We start from the raw sequence: 19031 nt of genomic DNA, 5'->3' as shown, positions 1-19031 counted from the left end.
ACTTTCGGCCAAGTGTTCGCGATGCAACCAATTGCATTTGAATCGGTTTTAGGGACATTGCCGTGGCGGTGACGCCGCAGAGGTGCCCCCTTACGGAATTTTCAATGAATATCCAGACGAATCCCGCACAGATCAACAAGGCGAGCACGAGCTTCCCGGCTGTCACGGACGAGCCGATACGCTCCAATTTCCTGCCGGAAGACCGCCTGCGCGCACTGGGTGAAAGCCTTGCCAGCGGCGACGTGAAGGATTTGTTCGGCCTGACGCCGTTCGACTTCCAGGCACGCGTCCGCGACAGCGCCCGGAAGATTCTCGACGTCTACCGCTCGACTAACGCCGCCCAGGCGAGGGGGGAAACGATCACGCCGGCGGCGCAATGGCTGCTCGACAACAATTATCTGGTAGAGGAAACCATTTTCCAGGTCAAACGCGACCTGCCGCGCCGCTTCTACCGGCAGTTGCCGATCCTGAAACTGTCCGACGGAACCAGCATGCCGCGCGCGCTGGCGCTGGCCTGGACCTATGTCGCCCATTCCGACAGTTCCGTCTCGGCGACGATGTTCAAGGCGATCGTCGAGGGCTTTCAGTCCGTCGAACCGCTCAAGATCGGTGAGCTGTGGGCGCTGCCGTCACTGTTGCGCTTCGTTCTGATCGAAAATCTTCGCCGCATCGCGGTGCGCGTCAATCGCACCCGCCATTTGCGCCAGATCGCAAACGAGGTTGCCGACCGCGTGCTGGCGACCGACGACAGCGCCGACCGGCAGGCGATCCTGTCGCATTATGGCCCCCATGCCCAGGACACCACCTTTGCCACCCAACTGCTCTACCGGCTGCGCGACGGATCGCAGAATGCCGGCAGGGCGCTGGAATGGCTGGAAGGTGAGCTTGAGAGGATCGGCTCCGACGCCGAGGAAATCATCATCAGCGAGCATCGCACGCTGTCCGGCGGCAATGTGACGACCGGCAACATCATCCGCGGTCTCAGGCTCATCAACGACGTCGACTGGACGGTCTGGTTCGAAGGCGTCAGCCGCATCGATACCCTTCTGCGTGAGCGCACCGATTTCGCTTCGCTCGATTTCTTCTCGCGCGACCAGTACCGGACCGCCATCGAGCAACTGGCGCGCCGCTCCGAACTTTCCGAATTTCGCGTCGCCGAAAAGGCGATCGAGCTCGCCGGCCATGCCTCGATCGTCGACGCTTCCGGAGCCGAGGTCCCCGTCGCCGATACCGATCCGCCGGTGCACACCGACGTCGGCTTTTTTTTGGTCGGCCCGCGCCGGCTGGAGCTGGAACAGGCGATCGGCTATCGGCCGACCGTCAGCGTCGCGACCAAGCGGGCGTTCCGCAAGACCGGCTGGCTGGGCATCGTCGTGCCGGTATTCGCGCTGACGGTACTGCTCCTGGTCCTCTCCGGCAACGCGCTTGCCAGTCTTGGCCTGTCCGTGCCGTCGATCGTACTGATGCTGGCGCTGTTTGCCGTGCCGGCCAGCGAAGGCGCGCTGGCCTTCTTCAACACCGTCGTATCGCAGTTCCTGAAGCCGACGCTGCTCATCGGCTATGACTACAAGCATGGCATGCCGGCCGAGGCGCGCACGCTGGTCGTGGTGCCGTCGCTGATCGGTTCGCGCGACGACGTCGAGGAGAACATCCGCAACATCGAAGTGCATCACCTGGCCAACACGGCCGACCCAATCCATTTCGCGCTGCTTTCGGACTGGCCGGACAGCAAGACCGAAATCGATGCCGCGGATATCGAGATCCTGCAATTTGCCCGCGACGAGATCGCCCGGCTGAACGCCCGTTATCCGTCGGAAGGCGCGCCGCGCTTCTATGTCCTGCACCGGCGGCGGCTCTTCAATTCCGCCCAAGGCTGCTGGATGGGCTGGGAACGCAAGCGTGGCAAGCTGCACGAGCTGAACCTTCTGTTGCGTGGCGACAGTGATACCACCTTCCTGCCGCTCGAGATGCCGCTGCCCGAAAATGTCGTCCATGTGATGACGCTCGATGCCGATACGCGCACCACCCGCGACGCCGTTGCCACACTGGTCGGCAAGCTTTGCCACCCGCTCAACCGTCCGCATTTCGATGCGGCCAAGCGCCTGGTCACAGCAGGCTACACCATCTTGCAGCCGCGCATTACCGCGTCGCTGACCAGCGGCGACGAGGCATCGTTCTTCCAGCGGGTCTTTTCCGCCAATCGCGGCCTCGATCCCTACGTCTTTGCCGTGTCGGACCTTTATCAGGACGTCTTCGGCGACGGCTCCTTCACCGGCAAGGGCCTCTATCACGTCGACGCCTTCGAGGCGGCGCTGAAGGATCGTATCGAGGAAAACACCATCCTCAGCCACGACCTGCTCGAAGGCGCGCTGGCACGCGCGGCGCTGGTCACCGACGTCGAGCTCGTCGAGGACTACCCGACCCGCTATTCCGTCGACGCGTCGCGCCACCATCGCTGGGCGCGCGGCGACTGGCAGCTTCTCGGCTTCATCCTCGATCCGCGCTCAGGCGTGCCGGCGCTGTCGCGCTGGAAGATGGTCGACAATTTGCGCCGCTCGCTGACGCCGATCCTCTGGGTGATGGCGGCGATCGCCGGCTGGACGCTGCTGCCCTTCACGCAAGCGGCGCAATGGCAAGCACTGCTGATCCTGACGCTGTTCATGGCGCCGACCTTCGATATCGTCAACGCCATCCTGCCGAAGAGCGGCGACCAGACGCCGCGCGGGCATTTCTCGGCGTTGACGCGCGACGTTGTCTTTGGCACTGCCCTGGTGGCACTGAAGATCGTGCTGATGGCCCATCTTGCCTGGATGATGGGCGATGCCGTTATCCGCACGTTCTACCGCCTGTTCGTCAGCCGCCAGAACCTGCTCGAATGGCGCACCGCCTCGCAGGCGCACAGGAACGGCGATCACGATCTCGCCGCCTATTACGGCTTGATGTATGGCGCGGTGGTCATCGGTGTCGTCGGCCTTGCCATTCCGGTGCTGGCCGATTCCACCGGCGCCTTCGTCGCCTTCTTCTTCGCGCTGTTCTGGATCGGCTCGCCGGCCATCGCCTGCTGGATCAGCCGTTCGGCCGAAACCGAAGACCGTCTGCGCATATCGGCGGCCGACATCCACGCGCTGCGCACCATCGCCCGGCGCACCTGGCATTATTTCGAGACCTTCGTGACGGCCGAGCACCACAACCTGCCGCCCGACAATTTCCAGGAAAGCCCGGCGCCGGTGGTGGCGCCGCGCACCTCGCCGACCAACATCGGCGTTTATCTCCTGTCCGTGATTTCAGCGCGCGATTTCGGCTGGATCAGCCTGTCCGACGCCATCACCCGCATCGACGCGACGATGACGACGATCGAGAGCATGCCGCGCAGCCGCGGCCATCTCTTCAACTGGTACGACACGACGACGCTGAAGCCGCTCTATCCGCTCTATATCTCGGCCGTCGACAGCGGCAACCTTGCCGGCCATCTGGTGGCGGTGGCCGCGGCCTGTACCGAATGGGCGGAAGCGCCTTCCGTCCACCTCCAGGGAGATTTCGAAGGCATCCTCGACACGGTGACGATCCTCGACGAAAGCCTCGAGGAACTGCCCGACGACCGCCGTCAGTTGCGGCCGCTACGCCAGCGGCTGGCCGATCGCCTCGACGGCATGCGGCGCGCGGTCCTGTCGATCAAAGCACAGCCCGAGATGGCGTCCATCCGCACCATCAACCTGGCCGTGCTGGCCGGTGAGATCCGCAAGCTCGCCGCCGCAATCCACACCGAGGCCGCGTCGCCGCGCAGCGATGTCATCGCCGACTGGGCAGCAAGGTTGGAGGCCACCTGCGAAGCGCATGTCCACGATGCGCATAGCGACGACAACGCCGTCGAGGCTTTGCGCGCCAAGCTGCTGACCTTGCGCGAGCGTGCGCGTCGCTTCGCCTTCGAGATGGATTTCTCCTTCCTGATGCGGCAGGAGCGCAAGCTGCTGTCGATCGGCTACAGGGTCGAGGAACACCAGCTCGACGAAAGCTGCTACGATCTCCTGGCCTCCGAGGCGCGGCTGACCAGCCTGTTCGCCATCGCCAAGGGCGACCTGCCGACCGAACACTGGTTCCGGCTCGGCCGGCCGATCGTCGAGATCGGTTTCCAAGGCGCGCTGATGTCCTGGTCGGGCTCGATGTTCGAGTACCTGATGCCGCCGCTGGTGATGAAGGAGCCGCATGGCAGCCTCCTCAACCAGACCAGCAAGCTGATCATCAAGCGCCAGATCCAGTACGCCCGCTCGAAGAGCGTGCCATGGGGGATTTCGGAAGCGGCCTACAACGCCCGCGACCGCGAGCTGACCTACCAGTACACCAATTTCGGCGTGCCCGGGCTCGGCCTCAAGCGCGGTCTAGGCCAGAACACGGTGATCGCGCCTTACGCGACGGTGCTGGCGGCGCAGTTCACGCCGCGCGAATCCGTCCAGAACCTGGCCAGGCTGAGGGCGATCGGCGCGCTCGGCCGACACGGCTTTTACGATGCGGTCGATTTCACGCCGCAGCGCGTGCCTGAAGGCACCGACCACGCCGTCGTGCTGAACTACATGGCCCACCATTCGGGCATGTCGATCGCCGCCGTTGCCGACGCCATCTTCGAGGGCCGGCTGCGGGATCGCTTCCACAGCGATCCGGTGATCGAATCGGCCGAGCTGCTGCTGCAGGAAAGGGCGCCGCGCGACATCCCGACCGCGACCGTCAGGACCGAGGCCGACGAACGCTCGAAGGACGAAACCGAGATCGAGAGCCCGGACATGCGCGTCGTGCTCGATCCGATCAGGGCGCTGCGTTCGACCAGCGTCATGTCCAACGGCCGTTACTCGGTCATGGTCACCGCGACCGGCTCGGGCTACAGCCGTTGGGGCGAGCTTGCCGTCACGCGCTGGCAGCCGGACCCGACAGAGGACCGGCTCGGCTCCTATATCTTCCTGCGCGACGCGAGCACCGGCGACTGGTGGTCAGCCACGGCCGAGCCGAAGCGCGCAACGGACGAGCGCGTGCAGACGCTGTTCTCCGACGACAAGGCGAGCTTCGTCAAATCGGTGGGATTGTTGCGTTCGGAGGTCGAATGCATCGTCATCTCGGAAGGCAACGGCGAAGGCCGGCGGGTGACGCTCTACAATGACGGCGCCACCGACCGGCACATCGAAGTGACCTCCTTTGCCGAGCTGGTGCTGGGCTCCGAAGCGTCGGACTACGCACATCCGGCCTTCTCGAAGATGTTCGTGGAAACGGAAATCGCCGCGAACAACGGCGCGATCTTCGCCACAAGGAGCAAGCGGGAGAAGCACGAGCCCGACGTCACCATGGTGCATTTCGTCACCGATCCGTCAGGACCGGCGCGCGACGCCGAGGCGGAGACCGACCGCCGTGCCTTCATCGGTCGTGGCCGCACCATCTCAGATGCCGCCGCGTTCGATCCCGGTGCCAGGCTCGGCGGCCACTCCGGCTTTACGCTGGACCCGGTCGGAGCACTTCGCCGGCAAGTGCGCGTGCCGGCCAACAAGAAGATCTCGCTGACCTTCTGGACCATCGTCGGCGCCAACCGTGCCGAACTGGACGAAGCCATCGCGCGGCTCGATCATCCGGAAAGCTTTGCCCGCCAGGCGATGCTCGCCTGGACCCGTTCGCAGGTGCAGACCCGTCACCTCGGCCTCAGCCTGACCGATGCCGCCAATGTGCAGAAACTGGCGCGCTACCTGATCTATCCCGATCCGTTCCTGCGTCTTCCGGCGGGATCCATCGCGTCCGGGCTCGGCAAGCAGTCCAGCCTGTGGCCGACCAGCATATCCGGTGACTTCCCGATCTTCCTGGTCCGGATCGGCGACGTCGCCGACCTGGAGATCGTCGCCCAGGCGCTGCGCTTCCAGGAATACATGCGCGCCCGCGGCATGATGATCGACTTTGTCGTCGTCAACGAGCAGGCGTCATCCTATGTGCAGGACCTGCAGCGGGCGCTCGAGACGCTATGCGAAAACAGCCGCCTGCGCGGCAAGGAACTCGGGCCGCGCCAGCACATCTTCGCCGTGCGCCGCGACCTGATGGACGAGGCGACCTACAAGACCCTGCTCGCCGCCGCACGCGTCGTGCTGCATACGCGCAACGGCACCATCTTCGACCAGCTCGAGCGCGCCGAGGCCGCAGCGCTTCAGGCACGCGACGCTTTGCTGCCGGCGGGCGCGGCGGCTCTTCGCGAGCCGTCCTTGCCGGCTCCGACGCCGCCGGCATCTGCCGTACCCGCATTGGTCGACGCCAGCGCCGACGGCAGTGGGCTCAGCAACTGGAACGGTTTTGGCGGCTTCGATAGCGACGGCCGTCACTATGTCGTGCGTCTCGCCGGCCGGCGCACGACGCCACAGCCCTGGATCAACGTCATCTCCAACGCCTCGTTCGGGTTCCATGTTTCGGCGGAAGGCGCTGCCTTCACCTGGAGCCGCAACAGCCGCGACTATCAGTTGACACCGTGGTCGAACGATCCGGTCACCAACCGGCCGGGCGAGGGCATCTACATTTACGATCATGCCAGCGGCAAGGCGTTTTCGCCGCTGGCCGCCGTGGTGCGCGATCCTGCGACGACTTACGAAACGTGGCACGGCCAGGGCTTTTCGACCTTCCGCTCGAAGCGCGGGCCGCTGTCAATGGATCTGACCCATGTGGTGGATCCCGTCGATCCGGTGAAGATCACTCGGCTGCGCATCCAGAATGCGGGTTCGGTGCCGGCGCGGCTGCGCGTCTATGCCTATGCCGAATGGGTGCTTGGCGGACATCGGTCGCACACGGCGTCGACCATCATCCCGTCGAGGGACGCCGCGGCGGGAGCGCTGCTGGCGCAAAATCCCTACGGGCTCGACTTCGGCGAGCGGGTGGCTTTCCTGGCCGCCGCCGGCACTGTGCATTCGGTGACGGCCGACCGTGGCGAGTTCATCGGCAGGCATGGCACCAGCGAGTTTCCGCACGCCGTGCTCAGCGGCGCCGGCCTGTCGGGCCGGGTCGAGGCCGGCGATGACCCTTGCGCTGCCATCGCCAGCGACATCGACATCCCTGCTGGCGGCGACGTAACGCTGCTCTGGCTGCTCGGCGACGCGGCCTCGTCAAAGGAGGCGAGTGCCTTGGTGCAGCAGCATCGCGGCAAGGATTTCGATCAGCGGCTGGCCGACAACGAACGCGCCTGGCGAGGCTTTCTCGACACCGTTCAGGTGGAGACGCCGGATAAGGCGCTCGACGCCATGGTCAACCACTGGCTGCCTTATCAGAGCCTTGCCTGCCGCATCCGCGCCCGCTCCGCCTTCTATCAGGCAAGCGGCGCCTTCGGCTTCCGCGACCAGTTGCAAGACACGCTGGCCCTGCTTGCGCATGACCCGAAACTGGCGCGCGACCAGATCCTTAATGCCGCGCGGCGGCAGTTCCCCGAAGGCGACGTGCAGCACTGGTGGCTGCCGCGCACCGATGCAGGTGTGCGCACCATGATCTCGGATGACGTGGTCTGGCTCGCCCATGCCACCGCACACTACCTGCAGGTGACAGGCGACACCGCGATCCTCGCGGAGCAACTGCCGTTCATCGACGGGCAGGAGCTCGGCGAAGGCGAGCACGATGCCTTCTTCATTCCGGAAGTCTCCAAGGCCACTGCCTCGCTCTACGACCATTGCGCGCGGGCGCTCGACCTTGCCGTCAAGCGCAGCAGCTCCGCCGGCCTGCCGCTGATCCTCGGCGGCGACTGGAACGACGGCATGAACCGTGTCGGCGAGCAGGGCAAGGGCGAGAGCGTCTGGCTGGGCTGGTTCCTGCTGAAGACGCTGGGCGACTTTGCCGCCGTCGCCAAGGCGCAAGGCGACACCAAGCGGGCGCAAGCCTGGACAAGGCACGCCGACGTGCTCAAGCGGGCGCTGGAAAACACCGCCTGGGACGGGCAATGGTATCGCCGCGGCAGCTTCGACGACGGCACGCCGCTGGGATCGCGCAGCTCGGAAGAGTGCAAGATCGACTCGATCGCCCAGTCGTGGAGCGTGCTGTCGGGCGAGGGCGATCCGGCGCGCTCGACCACGGCGATGCAGCAGGCGACGAAGCTGCTCGTCGACGACGAGCTCAAGATCGTCAAGCTGTTCACGCCGCCTTTCTCCAGGACGGAAAAGGATCCGGGCTACATCAAGAGCTATCCGCCGGGTGTACGCGAAAACGGCGGCCAGTATACCCATGCGGCGACATGGTTCGTCATTGCGCTCGCCGAAATGGGGCGCACCGACGAAGCCTACCGCTGCCTCTCGATGCTCAACCCGGTTAATCACGCTCTTGATAAGGCTGCGGCCGAGCAGTATCGGGTCGAGCCCTACATCGTTGCCGCCGATATCTACGCGGGCGAGGGCAAGGGCGGTCGCGGCGGCTGGACCTGGTACACCGGCTCGGCCGGCTGGCTTTACCGCGCCGCGGTCGAAAGCATCCTTGGCATAGAACGCCGCGGACAGCGCATCCAGTTCAGGCCGAAACTCCCCAGCCATTGGGATGGCTACTCGGCAACGCTCAAGATGCTCGGGGCCGAGATCAAGGTTCGCGTCGTCCGCGACAAGAAGGCCAAAGCCGTCTCGCTTGAGGTGAATGGTACGAAGACAAAAGCCTCGTCTTTCGAGCCCAAGGCCGGCGACAAGGCCGAGGTGGTGGTCAGGATACCGACGTAGATTCAGCTGCTTGAAGCGCCCGTCGCACATCCGGGTGAGGTGTGGCGCGGCAAGGCGCTCGACCACTTTATTTGCCCATGACCCGTTCCGAGAGCCGACATCCGGCTATCGGCATCGTGCGCAAGACCCTTGCTGATTAAAATTGTGGCAGTACTTCCCTGCTGCCATGATTTTGCCGCAAGGCTGACATTTCACCTTTTTTCTCAAAACGTTAGGTGATCACGGCAAATTTCGCAGCGTCGTCATCTTTTGTTCGCGAAAAGGGAACGGAAGAGATAGACGGGCATTGTTTTGCGACGCGTCAAACGATACGAGTCAGAAAAATGATGCACTGCACAATAAATATTTGGCGGAGTAGCTGAAGTGTCCCTTCTGCAAATCTACTGGAGAGCGCTCGGTTATCTCGCAGCCGACAGGAAACGCGTTGCGTTTATCTGCGGGGCAAACGTCACGCTCGCAATTATCGCCATCCTCGAGCCGATCATGTTCGGACGAGTGATTGATGCTATTTCGGACCGCGGCTCGGTGTTTTCGACGCTCGCGATGTGGGCCGCTATTGGCGCCTTCAACATCATCGCCTTTGTTCTGGTGGCGCGCGGCGCCGACCGCTTTGCCCATGCGCGGCGCAGTGAGGTTCTTTGCCAGTCGTTCGAGCGCGTGATCACCATGCCGCTTGCCTGGCACCATCAGCGCGGCACGTCCAATTCCCTGCATACGCTTCTGCGTGCGGTCGAGACCTTGTTCAGCCTCTGGCTCGAGTTCATGAGGCAGCATCTGTCCACGGCGGTCGCACTCGTCCTGCTGGTGCCGACGGCGCTCAGCATGGATATCCGCATGTCGATGGTCCTGCTCGGGTTGGGCGGTCTCTATGTCGGCATCGGGCGGCTGGTAATGCGCCGTACCAAGGAAGGACAGGCGGCTGTGGAGCGGCACTACCACCAGGTGTTCGCTCATGTGACCGACTCGGTCAGCAACGTCGCCGTGCTGCAGAGCTACAACCGCATCGGCCACGAGACCGACACCTTGAAGCGCTACGTCAAGAACCTGCTCGACGCGCAGAATCCGGTGCTCGACTGGTGGGCTCTTGCCAACGCGCTGCATCGCCTGTCGTCGACCATCTCGATGATGGTCGTGCTCCTGATCGGCTCCTATCTGGTTATGCACGGCCAGCTCCGTGTCGGTGACGTCGTCGCCTTTACCGGCTTTGCCACATTGCTGATCGCCCGGCTCGACCAGATGTCGGCTTTCGCCAACCAGATTTCCGAGGCGCGGGCCAAGCTCGAGGAATTCTACCACCTCGAGGATTCCGCGGCCGATGCCGTCGAGCCTGACGGGCTGCGCGACCTCGTCAACGTCACCGGTCATGTGCGTTTCGAGAACGTCAGCTTCGAATTCGCCAATTCGGGGCAGGGCATCGACGACGTGTCGTTCGAGGTCCAGGCCGGCCAGACCGTGGCCATCGTCGGCCCGACGGGCGCAGGCAAGACCACGCTCATCAATTTGTTGCAGCGCGTCTTCACGCCGTCCAACGGCCGCATCCTGATCGACGGCATCGACACCCGCACGGTGACCCGCAAGTCGCTGCGCCACTCGATCGCCACCGTCTTCCAGGATGCAGGCCTGCTCAACCGTTCGATCGAGGACAACATCCGCGTCGGCCGTGCCGAAGCGACCTATGACGAGGTCCATGCCGCAGCCAATGCCGCAGCCGCGCAGGATTTCATCCTGTCGAAGAGCGAAGGCTACGACACGGTCGTCGGCGAGCGTGGCGGACAGCTTTCGGGCGGCGAGCGCCAACGTATCGCCATCGCCCGCGCCGTGCTGAAGGATGCGCCCATCCTGGTGCTCGACGAGGCGACCAGCGCGCTCGATGTCGAGACCGAGGACCGCGTCAAGGAAGCGATCGACGAATTGCGGCGCGACCGCACCACCTTCATCATCGCCCACCGCCTGACCACCGTTCGCGACGCCGACCTGGTCGTGTTCATGGACAAGGGCAAGGTGGTCGAAATGGGTGGTTTCGTCGAGTTGTCACTGCGCAATGGCCGCTTTGCCAGCCTGCTGCGCGCCGGCGGCCTGCTCAACGACGAGGAGGTTCGCCGCCTCAGCCGTCCGGTGAACGAAGCTGCCTAAGCAGCGGCGCCTCTTCCTTCTCCCACAAGGGGAGAAGGGAAAGACCCGGTCCGCGACACCACCACTCGATTGCTCCAAACGCACCGCCGGTTTATGTAAGGCCGCATGAGTGACACGACTTCACGCCTCAGCGGCTGGATGGATCTGGCCAACCCGACCCGGTTTGTCGGACTGGCCGACAAGGTTGTCCCTTGGCTGGCCGCCATCGCCGCCATCGTCCTGGCAATCGGGCTCTATATGAGCTTCACGGCGCCGGAGGACTTCCAGCAAGGCATCACCGTGCGCATCATGTACATTCACGTGCCTTTCGCCTGGCTCGCCATGATGTGCTACACGCTGATGGCGGTTTCGGCGCTGGGCACACTGGTCTGGCGTCACCCGCTGGCCGACGTGGCGCTGAAGTCGGCCGCACCCATCGGCGCGGTCTTCACCGCGCTTGCGCTGGTCACCGGCTCGATCTGGGGCAAGCCGATGTGGGGTACCTGGTGGGTGTGGGACGCGCGGCTGACCTCGGTCTTCATCCTGTTCCTGATGTATCTCGGCATCATCGCGCTGACCCGGGCGCTCGATGATGCCGGGCGTGCCGCCTGGGCCGCCGCAATCATCACGCTGGTCGGCTTCATCAACATCCCGATCATCAAATTCTCGGTCGACTGGTGGAACACGCTGCATCAGCCGGCTTCGGTGTTCCGGCTTGGCGGGCCGACCATCGACCCAAGCCTGCTGTGGCCGTTGCTGGTGATGGCTCTTGGCTTCACCGTGCTGTTCTTCGCCCTGCACCTGATGGCGATGCGCACGGAGATCCGGCGCCGCCGCGTCATTTCCATGCGCCGCGTCGCGGCGAGGCAAGTCGAACGGTAGTCAGCAACAAGATTCAGCCCATGCGGCCGCGCGCCGCCACGGGCAGCGTCTCCAGCACCTTTTCGCCGTCGATCAGGTGCACCTCGTCGAACAGGTTGCTGACGACGCAGGCATGGTCGGGCACGACGCGCACCCGCTCGCCAATACGCAGCCTGGCGTCGCCCGAAAGCGTCACGTTGCCGTGTTCCTCGCTGAGGCCTGTCACCCTGGCGCCCAAAACGCCCAGCAATTCGCCGAAATCGGCGAGCCCCAGCGTGTCGCTGGACAAGGCCTTGCTGCCGGCGTCGAGGATGGCCCGCGTCGGCGTCGGGTGGCTGACCACCGTCGACAGCACCGTCAGCGCGCAATCGTCAAGGCTGCCGACGCCTTTGGCGACCTGGTAGCGGTCGAGATAGATGTAGGTGCCGGGGCGGTATTCGGTGACGACGGAATCTTCGCCCGAGCGCCACATATCCGGCGTGCCGCCGCTGGAGATGCGTTCGCAGGCAAGACCGGACGCGGCAAGTGCCTGGCGCGCATCTGCGAGCCACGCCTCGGCTTCGCCGGCGCGGCCCGCCGCCGGATAGGTCATCAGCCCGCCGAAGACGATCCCCCTGGCCTTGTCGATCTCTTTGGCCAGCGCAATCGCCTCGCTGGTGGACTGGACGCCGCAACGGCCCGCGCCGGTGTCGCATTCCACCAGCACCGGCAAGCGGTGGCCGGGATCGGTGAAGGTGGCGGCAAGTCCATCGAGCGTTGCCATGCTGTCTGATGTCACCGACAGCGTCACGCGCCGGTGCAGTGCCTTGAGGCGCTCCAGCTTGGCCTTGCCAAGGATGTTGTAAGGAAGAAAAATATCGGCAAGCCCGGCATCGGCCATCACCTCGGCCTCGCCGATCTTCTGGCAGGTGATACCGACGGCGCCGGCCGCTACCTGCTTCTTTGCCCAGTAGGGCAGCTTGTGGGTCTTGATGTGCGGCCTGAGCTTCAACCCGTGGCGGTCGGCATGGGCCTGCGCCCGCGCGATGTTGGCTTCGGCGCGGCCGACGTCGATCAGGATCGCCGGTGTATCAAGATCGTCTATGCTCGGCATGGAGTATCGCCCTGCGAATTCGCTTGAACTTATGGCGCTGATCGTACCGGATGTCATGAGGCCAGTACTGCAGTTTACGTCGACACCGGAGCGGCGTTCGGCTATGCGGTCCTCGCTGCAGAAAGCGACGGGAAGGAACCACGACCATGAAACGCTCCGCCATCAACGACATCATCCGCGACGCCGACGCCTTCATCCGCTCGTTCGGCTATATCATGCCGCCCTTCGCCTACTGGAGCCCGGAGGAGATGAAGGCGCGCCGGCAAAGCTCGTCGGGCATTTTTTCCGCGCGGCTCGGCTGGGACATCACCGACTACGGCCAGGAGAAGTTCGACGAGCTCGGCCTCTTCCTGTTCACCGTCCGCAACGGCCGCTACGAGGACATGAAGAAGGGCAAGGGCATGCTCTATGCAGAGAAGATCATGATCTCGCGCAAGGAACAGCTGTCGCCGATGCACCGTCACAACATCAAGGCCGAGGACATCATTAACCGCGGCGGCGGCAAGCTGGTGCTGGAACTGTTCATGCCAGATGCCGATGGCGGCGTCGATCCGAAGGCCGAAGTGTCGGTACCGGTCGACGGCACCATCCGCAAACTACCGGCGGGCGGACTGCTGAAGCTCGATCCGGGCGAGAGCGTCACGCTGCTGCCGGGCGTCTGGCATGCCTTCTGGGCCGAGGGCAAGGATGTGCTGATCGGCGAGGTTTCGACCGTCAATGACGATCTCACCGACAACGTCTTCCGCGAGCCGATCGGCCGCTTCTCCAATATCGACGAGGACGTCGCGCCGTTATACCTGCTGGTGTCCGACTACGAGAAGTGGGTGGGGTAGGCCGGCTGTCTGGTTGCGGCTGAGCTGCCATTCCGGCAGCCAACGCACGCCTGCCGCATCACGTCTTCACGTTGGAAGGCCATCAATAGAGCGTTCGGTAGAGGTTGCAGACCGAAGCCGGATCGAGGCCGGCAAGACGCTCGGTTTCATGCCGCTTGAGGCCGACAAAGGTCTCGACGAAGATCGGCGCGAACCATCCGGTGACGGTGCGGTCGGCGGTGAGCGCATCGAGCGCCGCTGGCAGGGTTTCTGGCAATCGCACCAGACCGAGCTTTGCCCGCTCCGCCTCGCTCATCAGCGTTGGGTCGCCGCTGACCAGGGGCGGCGTCGGCAGCTTGGCCTTCAGCCCTTCCAGTCCGGCGCGCACGATGGCCGCCAGCGACAGATAGGGATTGCCGGTTGCGTCGGCGGCCCGGTACTCGACATTGTACTGTCGCGCCGGATCGCGTCCGGCGATCGTCACCGTCGGGCAGATGCGCAGGCTGGCCTCGCGGTCACGGTCGGCGAGCCAGGTATAGGACGAGCTCCAGCTGTGCGGCTTCAGGCGGTAGTAGGACGATACGCTCGCCGCCGTCATGGCGGTAATCGCCGGCAGATGGCGCAGCACGCCGGCACAGAAGGCGCCGGCCCAGTTGGAAAGGCCGCCCGGACGTGCCGGGTCGTAGGTCGCTGGCTTGCCGGCTTCGTCGACAAAGCTGAAATGGATGTGGACTCCGTTGCCGATCGCATCGGGAGCAGGTTTGGGCGCGAAGCTGGCCCGCCAGCCGGCGTTGCGTGCGACTTCGCGCGTGATCTCGCGGATGGCGACGGCGCGGTCGGCTGCTACAAGCGCATCGGCAGGCTCGTGTGTCACCTCGAACTGCTCGTTGCCGAACTCGGCGATCACCACTTCGGGCGCGACGCCGGCTTCCTCCAGCGCCGCCATCAAATTGGGGGCGAAGGGGTCGGCGCGGCGCAGCGCGGCGAAGGACAGCGAATGACCTGGCGCCAGGTTGGCGTCGGCGATGTTGAATTCATGCTCGAAGGCGGCGATGACGGAAACGCCGGTTGCAGCCTTCAGCTCCGCCAGCGCGTCCCGAAGCATGGTCCGCGTGCAGCCGAGCCATGGGCTGCCGTCGAGTTCGACGATGTTGCCGGCGACCATGTCGAACGGCGTCGCCGATCCGGTCAAAGCCGTCCGGAACCGCGCGTTGAGGTCGGGCACCAGCCTGAGATCGCCGGACGAACCCCAGGGATTGGGATCGATGACGGAGTTGAACGGCGTCAGCGCCAGATTGGCCTGCAGCCAGCCTACGCCGGTGGCGGCGATCTTCTGCAGCTTGCTTTCGACCACCGATCGGCCGCGCGTGATGGCGGAGAGATCGGTGGTGACGACGGCAACGAGCGGTTCCACTGTCGATGTCATCAGGCATTTCCCAGAATGTCGAAGCGGGCGGCGACGGTGGCTGTGTCGGCAAGCCAGCAATAGCCGCCAAAGGTCTTGAGCGCGCCGTCATGACGCTCCTGCGTGGCGGCGGCGCAGGCGTCCGACACGCAGGTCACCAGATAGCCGCGATCGGCGGCGTCACTCACCGCCATGTCGACGCACTGGTCGGTCATGATGCCGGCAACGACAAGATAACGCACGCCGAGGTTCTTCAGCACATAGTCGATGTTGGTCGAGTTGAACACGCCCGACGACGTCTTCTGCAGCATAATCTCGTCGCCGACCCGCGCCAGCGACGGCACCGGCAGGCCTTCCGGCCGGCTAGGCGCAATATGGATCGGCGTCAGCTTGTGGTCCAGCGAGCGGTCGCGGCCATCTTCCGTCAGGCCGACCCCGACGAGCCGCGACCTGTTCGGCATGCCGCTTCGTGCAGCAATGCCGGCCACGGCACCCGCGGCGTAGTAGGCAGGCTCAGGCTTCCAGCCAGACCTTCTCGAAATGCTGCTCCAGCGCCTGGTGCTGCTCGCAGCCATGCACGCCTTTGCGGTATGTCCGGTAGACCGAACGCCAGTAAGGCTGGATGATGATGCCGGCATCGCGCAAATTCTGCTCGATCTTGGCCATGATCTCCTTGCGGGCGCCGGCGTCCGGCGTCGCCAGCGCTTTGTCGAGCAGACTGTCGAACTCCGGATTGGCGTAGGCGCTCTCGTTCCACGCCGCGCCTGATTTATAGGCGAGCGCCAGCACCTGCACGCCCAGCGGCCGGCCGAGCCATTCGGTGCAGGAGAACGGGTATTTGCTCCAGTCGTTCCAGAACGTCGCCGCCGGCAGCACGGTGCGCTTGATCTTCAGCCCGGCCTCGCGCATCTGCGCGGCAATTGCGTCGGCGGTGCTCTTCTGCCAGTCGACGTCGACGGAAATCAGATCGTATTCGTGGTCGGCCTTTCCAGCTTCGGCAAGCAGCGCCTTGGCTTCGTCGACCTTGCGGACGGCCGGGCCGATATCGGCATATTCGGGATGCATCGGGCCGACATGGTGGTTCTCGGCAGGCTTGCCGCGGTTGTCCATGCCGATCTTCAGCACAGCAGCGTTGTCGACGGCGAGTTGCGCCGCGCGCCGCACCTTGATGTCGTCATAGGGCGGATTGCCGATGTTGAAACGCGCCACGATCGTCGAGCCGGTGGCAATCTCGGAATTGCCGAGGCCCATCGCGTCCGTTTCCGAAACCGTGTCGGCGGCGGTTTCGTGATCGGTGTCGATCTCGCCCGATTCAAAAGCCGACAGCATCGCGTTGGGATCGGAGCCGTAGTCGACCCATTTGATGCCGTCGAGGTAGAAGTCGCCCTTCCACCACGGCTTGTCCTTGCGGCGCACCTCGGCGCCGACTTCGGCGTCCCATTTGACCAGCTCGCATGGTCCGGTGGTGATCGCCAGAGCCTTCATCGGGTCGCCGTCGCCATCATAGCTGCGATGCATGATCAGCGCCGGGTAGTCGGCCATGCCGGCAATCAGCGAAATGTCGGGCTTCGGCAAATTGAGCCGCACGGTGAAATCGTCGACACGCTCGATGCCGCCGTCGACCGGTTTCTTGGTGTCGGCATTGATCAGCGCGCCCATGCGCGCGGCGACCGAATTGCCGGCAACGCCGGCGTCGCACCAGCGCGTCAGATTGTGGATGACGTCGTCGGCGTTGAAGGTGTCGCCGTTCGACCAGGTGATGCCCTTGCGGACATGCAGCGTCAGCACGCGGGCGTCGTCGCTGGTCTCCCAGCTTTCGAGCAGCCATGGCTCGAAGGTGAAATCGCGGTTCCAGCGAACCAGATATTCGTTGCACTGGCGCGCCACGTTGGACATTTCGACGCCGTCGAAGGTGCGCGGATCCTTCCAGCCCTTGACGTTCATGGCGACGCGCAAGACGCCGCCGCGCTTGGGTTCGTCGGCTCTGGCCGGGGAGGGCGCAAGGCCGCCGAGCGCCAGCGCGCCGGCGGCACTGACGCCGAGCGCGGCCATGGTGGCGAGATATTCGCGCCGGTTCATCTGGCCCTTCTTGAACCCGATGGCGACGGGCTCGGCCTGCGGATGCAATTCTCTCTTGGTCAGCATGAACTTCATCGTCGATCTCTCCTTGCGGGCGCCGGCCGATCGCGTCGTGGGGGCGGACGCGTTTCGCCGGGGCACTCTTGGCCACACCGGATGATAGTGCCGGCCTTCCCGGCGAAATGTTCGTGTTTCCGCAGTTCTTGTGCGCTGCTCCGCAGCGCGGGTGCGGCTGGCGCGACGCCCAGAGAACGGCCAAGCACCTTCAATCGACGCGCTCATCCTTGCCGAGCGTGACGACCGAGGCGATCGCAGTCAGGATGCGCACAAAAGCCTCGCCGGCGCGCGCCACGGTTTTGCGGGCACGCAGGAAACTGTGCACCAGGCGCGGCTCCTCGTGCCACCGGGCATGACCACCGGCGGCGATGATGCGGTCGCGATAGGCCTCGCCGTCCGACGACAGCGGATCGCACTCGGCGGTGATGATGAATGTCGGCGGCAGGCCGGAGAAATCGGTGTCGCCGAGCGGCGAAAACGTCGGGTCGTCATGCGATTGCGCCGGGCCCGACCTGATTTTGCGATAGAATTCGACATCTCGCTGCGTCAGCAAAGGCGCTTCGGCGTGCTCCATGTGGGAACCGCCGTCGCCGCCGAGGTCGGGATAGATCAGCACCTGGCCGACGGCGCGGCGAGGGTGGTGACGCGTCGCTTGCGCAACGGCGGCGGCAAGGTTGCCACCAGCGCTCTCGCCGCAGAGCACGATCGGCAGATCGCTTGTCTGCGCCGCCCATTCGAACACGGCCAGCGCGTCATCGAACGCTGCAGGGTGCGGATATTCCGGCGCCAGCCGGTAGTCGGCGGACAGTAGTGCAAAGCCGGTGCCGGCGCAGATCTCGGCGCAGATGTCGTCATGGCTGTCGAGCCCGCCGAGGACGAAGCCGCCGCCATGATAATAGACGACGATCGCTTGCGGCGCCTTGCCCGCCAGCTGATAGCGTCGGATCGGGATTGCATGGCCGCCGGCGGCAATCGTGCTGTCGCTGGCCTCGACGCCGGCCGGATGGCCCTCATGGAAAGCCCGGCACATCGCGTCGTAGACCGCCCGCTGTTTGTCGATCGGCAGGTCGATGATTTCAGAGGGATACCAGTCGTTGACGCGGTCGATGTAGTCCCGCAGCGCCGGATCGAGCAGCGTCGCGTATTTTCCCCGCTGTATAATTTGGCGGATCGTGCCCATCGCAATCCGATCCTGGCGTTACAGCTCGCTATAAAGCTGGGCCGCGTTTTCAAAGGTGAAGCGCAAAGGCACCGAGCCTTCGACCTGCCAGACGGTGACCGTATCGCCTGATATCAGCCGGCAGGCGTCGAGGGTATTGGTGACGGCGCCGCCATAGAGCCGGTTGGCAAGATTGAGGATGCCGGTCTGGTGCATCGCCGTGCTGGCGCTGCCGCAGGCATCCTTGACCAGCAGGACGCGAAAGCCGAGCGCCACCGCATCCTTGACGCTGGCATCGATACAGGCCTCGGTCCACACGCCGGCAATGACCAGCCACTCGATGCCGTCAGCCTTGAGCCGGTCGACGGCAGGGCTTGCACTGAAGGCGCTGGCTGCGGTCTTGACCAGCATCGTCTCGCCCGGCCCCGGCGCCACTTCCGCACAGATCGCCGTCAGTGGATCGTCCTTGTCGGAGAAAGCCGACTTGCCGTCGGCCTCGACCGGATGGAACGGCCGCGCCTTGGCAAGATCGACGATATAGGCCCAATGGTAGAGCGGCACGTAGTTGCGGCGCGCCGCGGCCTGCAGGCGCTGGACGTTGGCGAGGATGTCGCCAAAACCCTCGACGAGATAGCGCTTGTCCTGGCGATGCTCCTCCTGGAGATCGATGAATGCCGCCGCCACCTTGCCGCGCGTGATCGAGATCGGGCTCTTCATTCAAATCCGCCTGTCGAAAAAGTTCAAATCTGCCTGTCAATAT

General features: G+C 64.6%; 9 protein-coding genes and 1 pseudogene. 4 read left to right on the top strand and 6 right to left on the bottom strand.

The features are described 5' to 3' along the window. The first annotated feature begins 104 nt into the window (after window positions 1-104). From EN859_RS12740 to EN859_RS12730, 3 genes are all read left to right on the top strand, one after another. Complete coding sequence (locus tag EN859_RS12740; protein ID WP_127854448.1) at window positions 105-8693, top strand: glucoamylase family protein; 8589 nt, start codon at window positions 105-107, stop codon at window positions 8691-8693. Between the two features lie 363 nt (window positions 8694-9056). Next, window positions 9057-10826 (top strand): glucan ABC transporter ATP-binding protein/ permease, encoded by a 1770-nt coding sequence (locus EN859_RS12735; RefSeq protein ID WP_127854447.1) that lies wholly within the window; start codon window positions 9057-9059, stop codon window positions 10824-10826. A 105-nt stretch (window positions 10827-10931) separates the two neighbouring features. Beyond that, a complete protein-coding gene (locus tag EN859_RS12730) occupies window positions 10932-11687 on the top strand; it encodes a heme ABC transporter permease (RefSeq protein WP_127854446.1) in 756 nt (251 codons plus the stop codon). A gap of 13 nt (window positions 11688-11700) precedes the next feature. On the opposite strand, the gene EN859_RS12725 is transcribed toward EN859_RS12730, so the two are convergent. Then, entirely contained in the window at window positions 11701-12759 is a 1059-nt protein-coding gene (locus EN859_RS12725) for a D-TA family PLP-dependent enzyme (RefSeq protein ID WP_127854445.1), read from the bottom strand. Window positions 12760-12905: 146 nt separating this feature from the next. On the opposite strand from EN859_RS12725, the gene EN859_RS12720 reads away from it, so the two are divergent. After that, a complete protein-coding gene (locus tag EN859_RS12720) occupies window positions 12906-13592 on the top strand; it encodes a D-lyxose/D-mannose family sugar isomerase (protein WP_127854444.1) in 687 nt (228 codons plus the stop codon). Between the two features lie 82 nt (window positions 13593-13674). Here EN859_RS12720 and EN859_RS12715 read toward each other — a convergent pair whose 3' ends face one another. From EN859_RS12715 to EN859_RS12695, 5 genes and pseudogenes are all read right to left on the bottom strand, one after another. Beyond that, the gene (locus tag EN859_RS12715; protein ID WP_127854443.1) at window positions 13675-14997 is read right to left on the bottom strand and encodes a glutamine synthetase; all 1323 of its coding nucleotides are present in this window, start codon (window positions 14995-14997) and stop codon (window positions 13675-13677) included. Next, window positions 14997-15404: pseudogene (locus EN859_RS12710) on the bottom strand (isochorismatase family cysteine hydrolase); the annotation flags it as partial. The gene EN859_RS12715 and the pseudogene EN859_RS12710, both read right to left, overlap by 1 nt. An 85-nt stretch (window positions 15405-15489) precedes the next feature. Beyond that, the gene (locus tag EN859_RS12705; protein ID WP_127854441.1) at window positions 15490-17130 is read right to left on the bottom strand and encodes an ABC transporter substrate-binding protein; all 1641 of its coding nucleotides are present in this window, start codon (window positions 17128-17130) and stop codon (window positions 15490-15492) included. A 190-nt stretch (window positions 17131-17320) separates the two neighbouring features. After that, the gene (locus EN859_RS12700; RefSeq protein WP_127854440.1) at window positions 17321-18292 is read right to left on the bottom strand and encodes an alpha/beta hydrolase; all 972 of its coding nucleotides are present in this window, start codon (window positions 18290-18292) and stop codon (window positions 17321-17323) included. A gap of 18 nt (window positions 18293-18310) precedes the next feature. Then, window positions 18311-18988, bottom strand: coding sequence for an isochorismatase family protein (locus EN859_RS12695; RefSeq protein WP_127854439.1), 678 nt, complete (start codon window positions 18986-18988; stop codon window positions 18311-18313). Window positions 18989-19031 lie beyond the last annotated feature (43 nt).

The sequence above is a fragment of the Mesorhizobium sp. M00.F.Ca.ET.216.01.1.1 genome (assembly GCF_004010325.2).
Lineage (GTDB): Bacteria > Pseudomonadota > Alphaproteobacteria > Rhizobiales > Rhizobiaceae > Mesorhizobium.
Note: the sequence above shows the minus strand (reverse complement) of the source record. Positions and strands in the feature narration are given on the sequence as shown.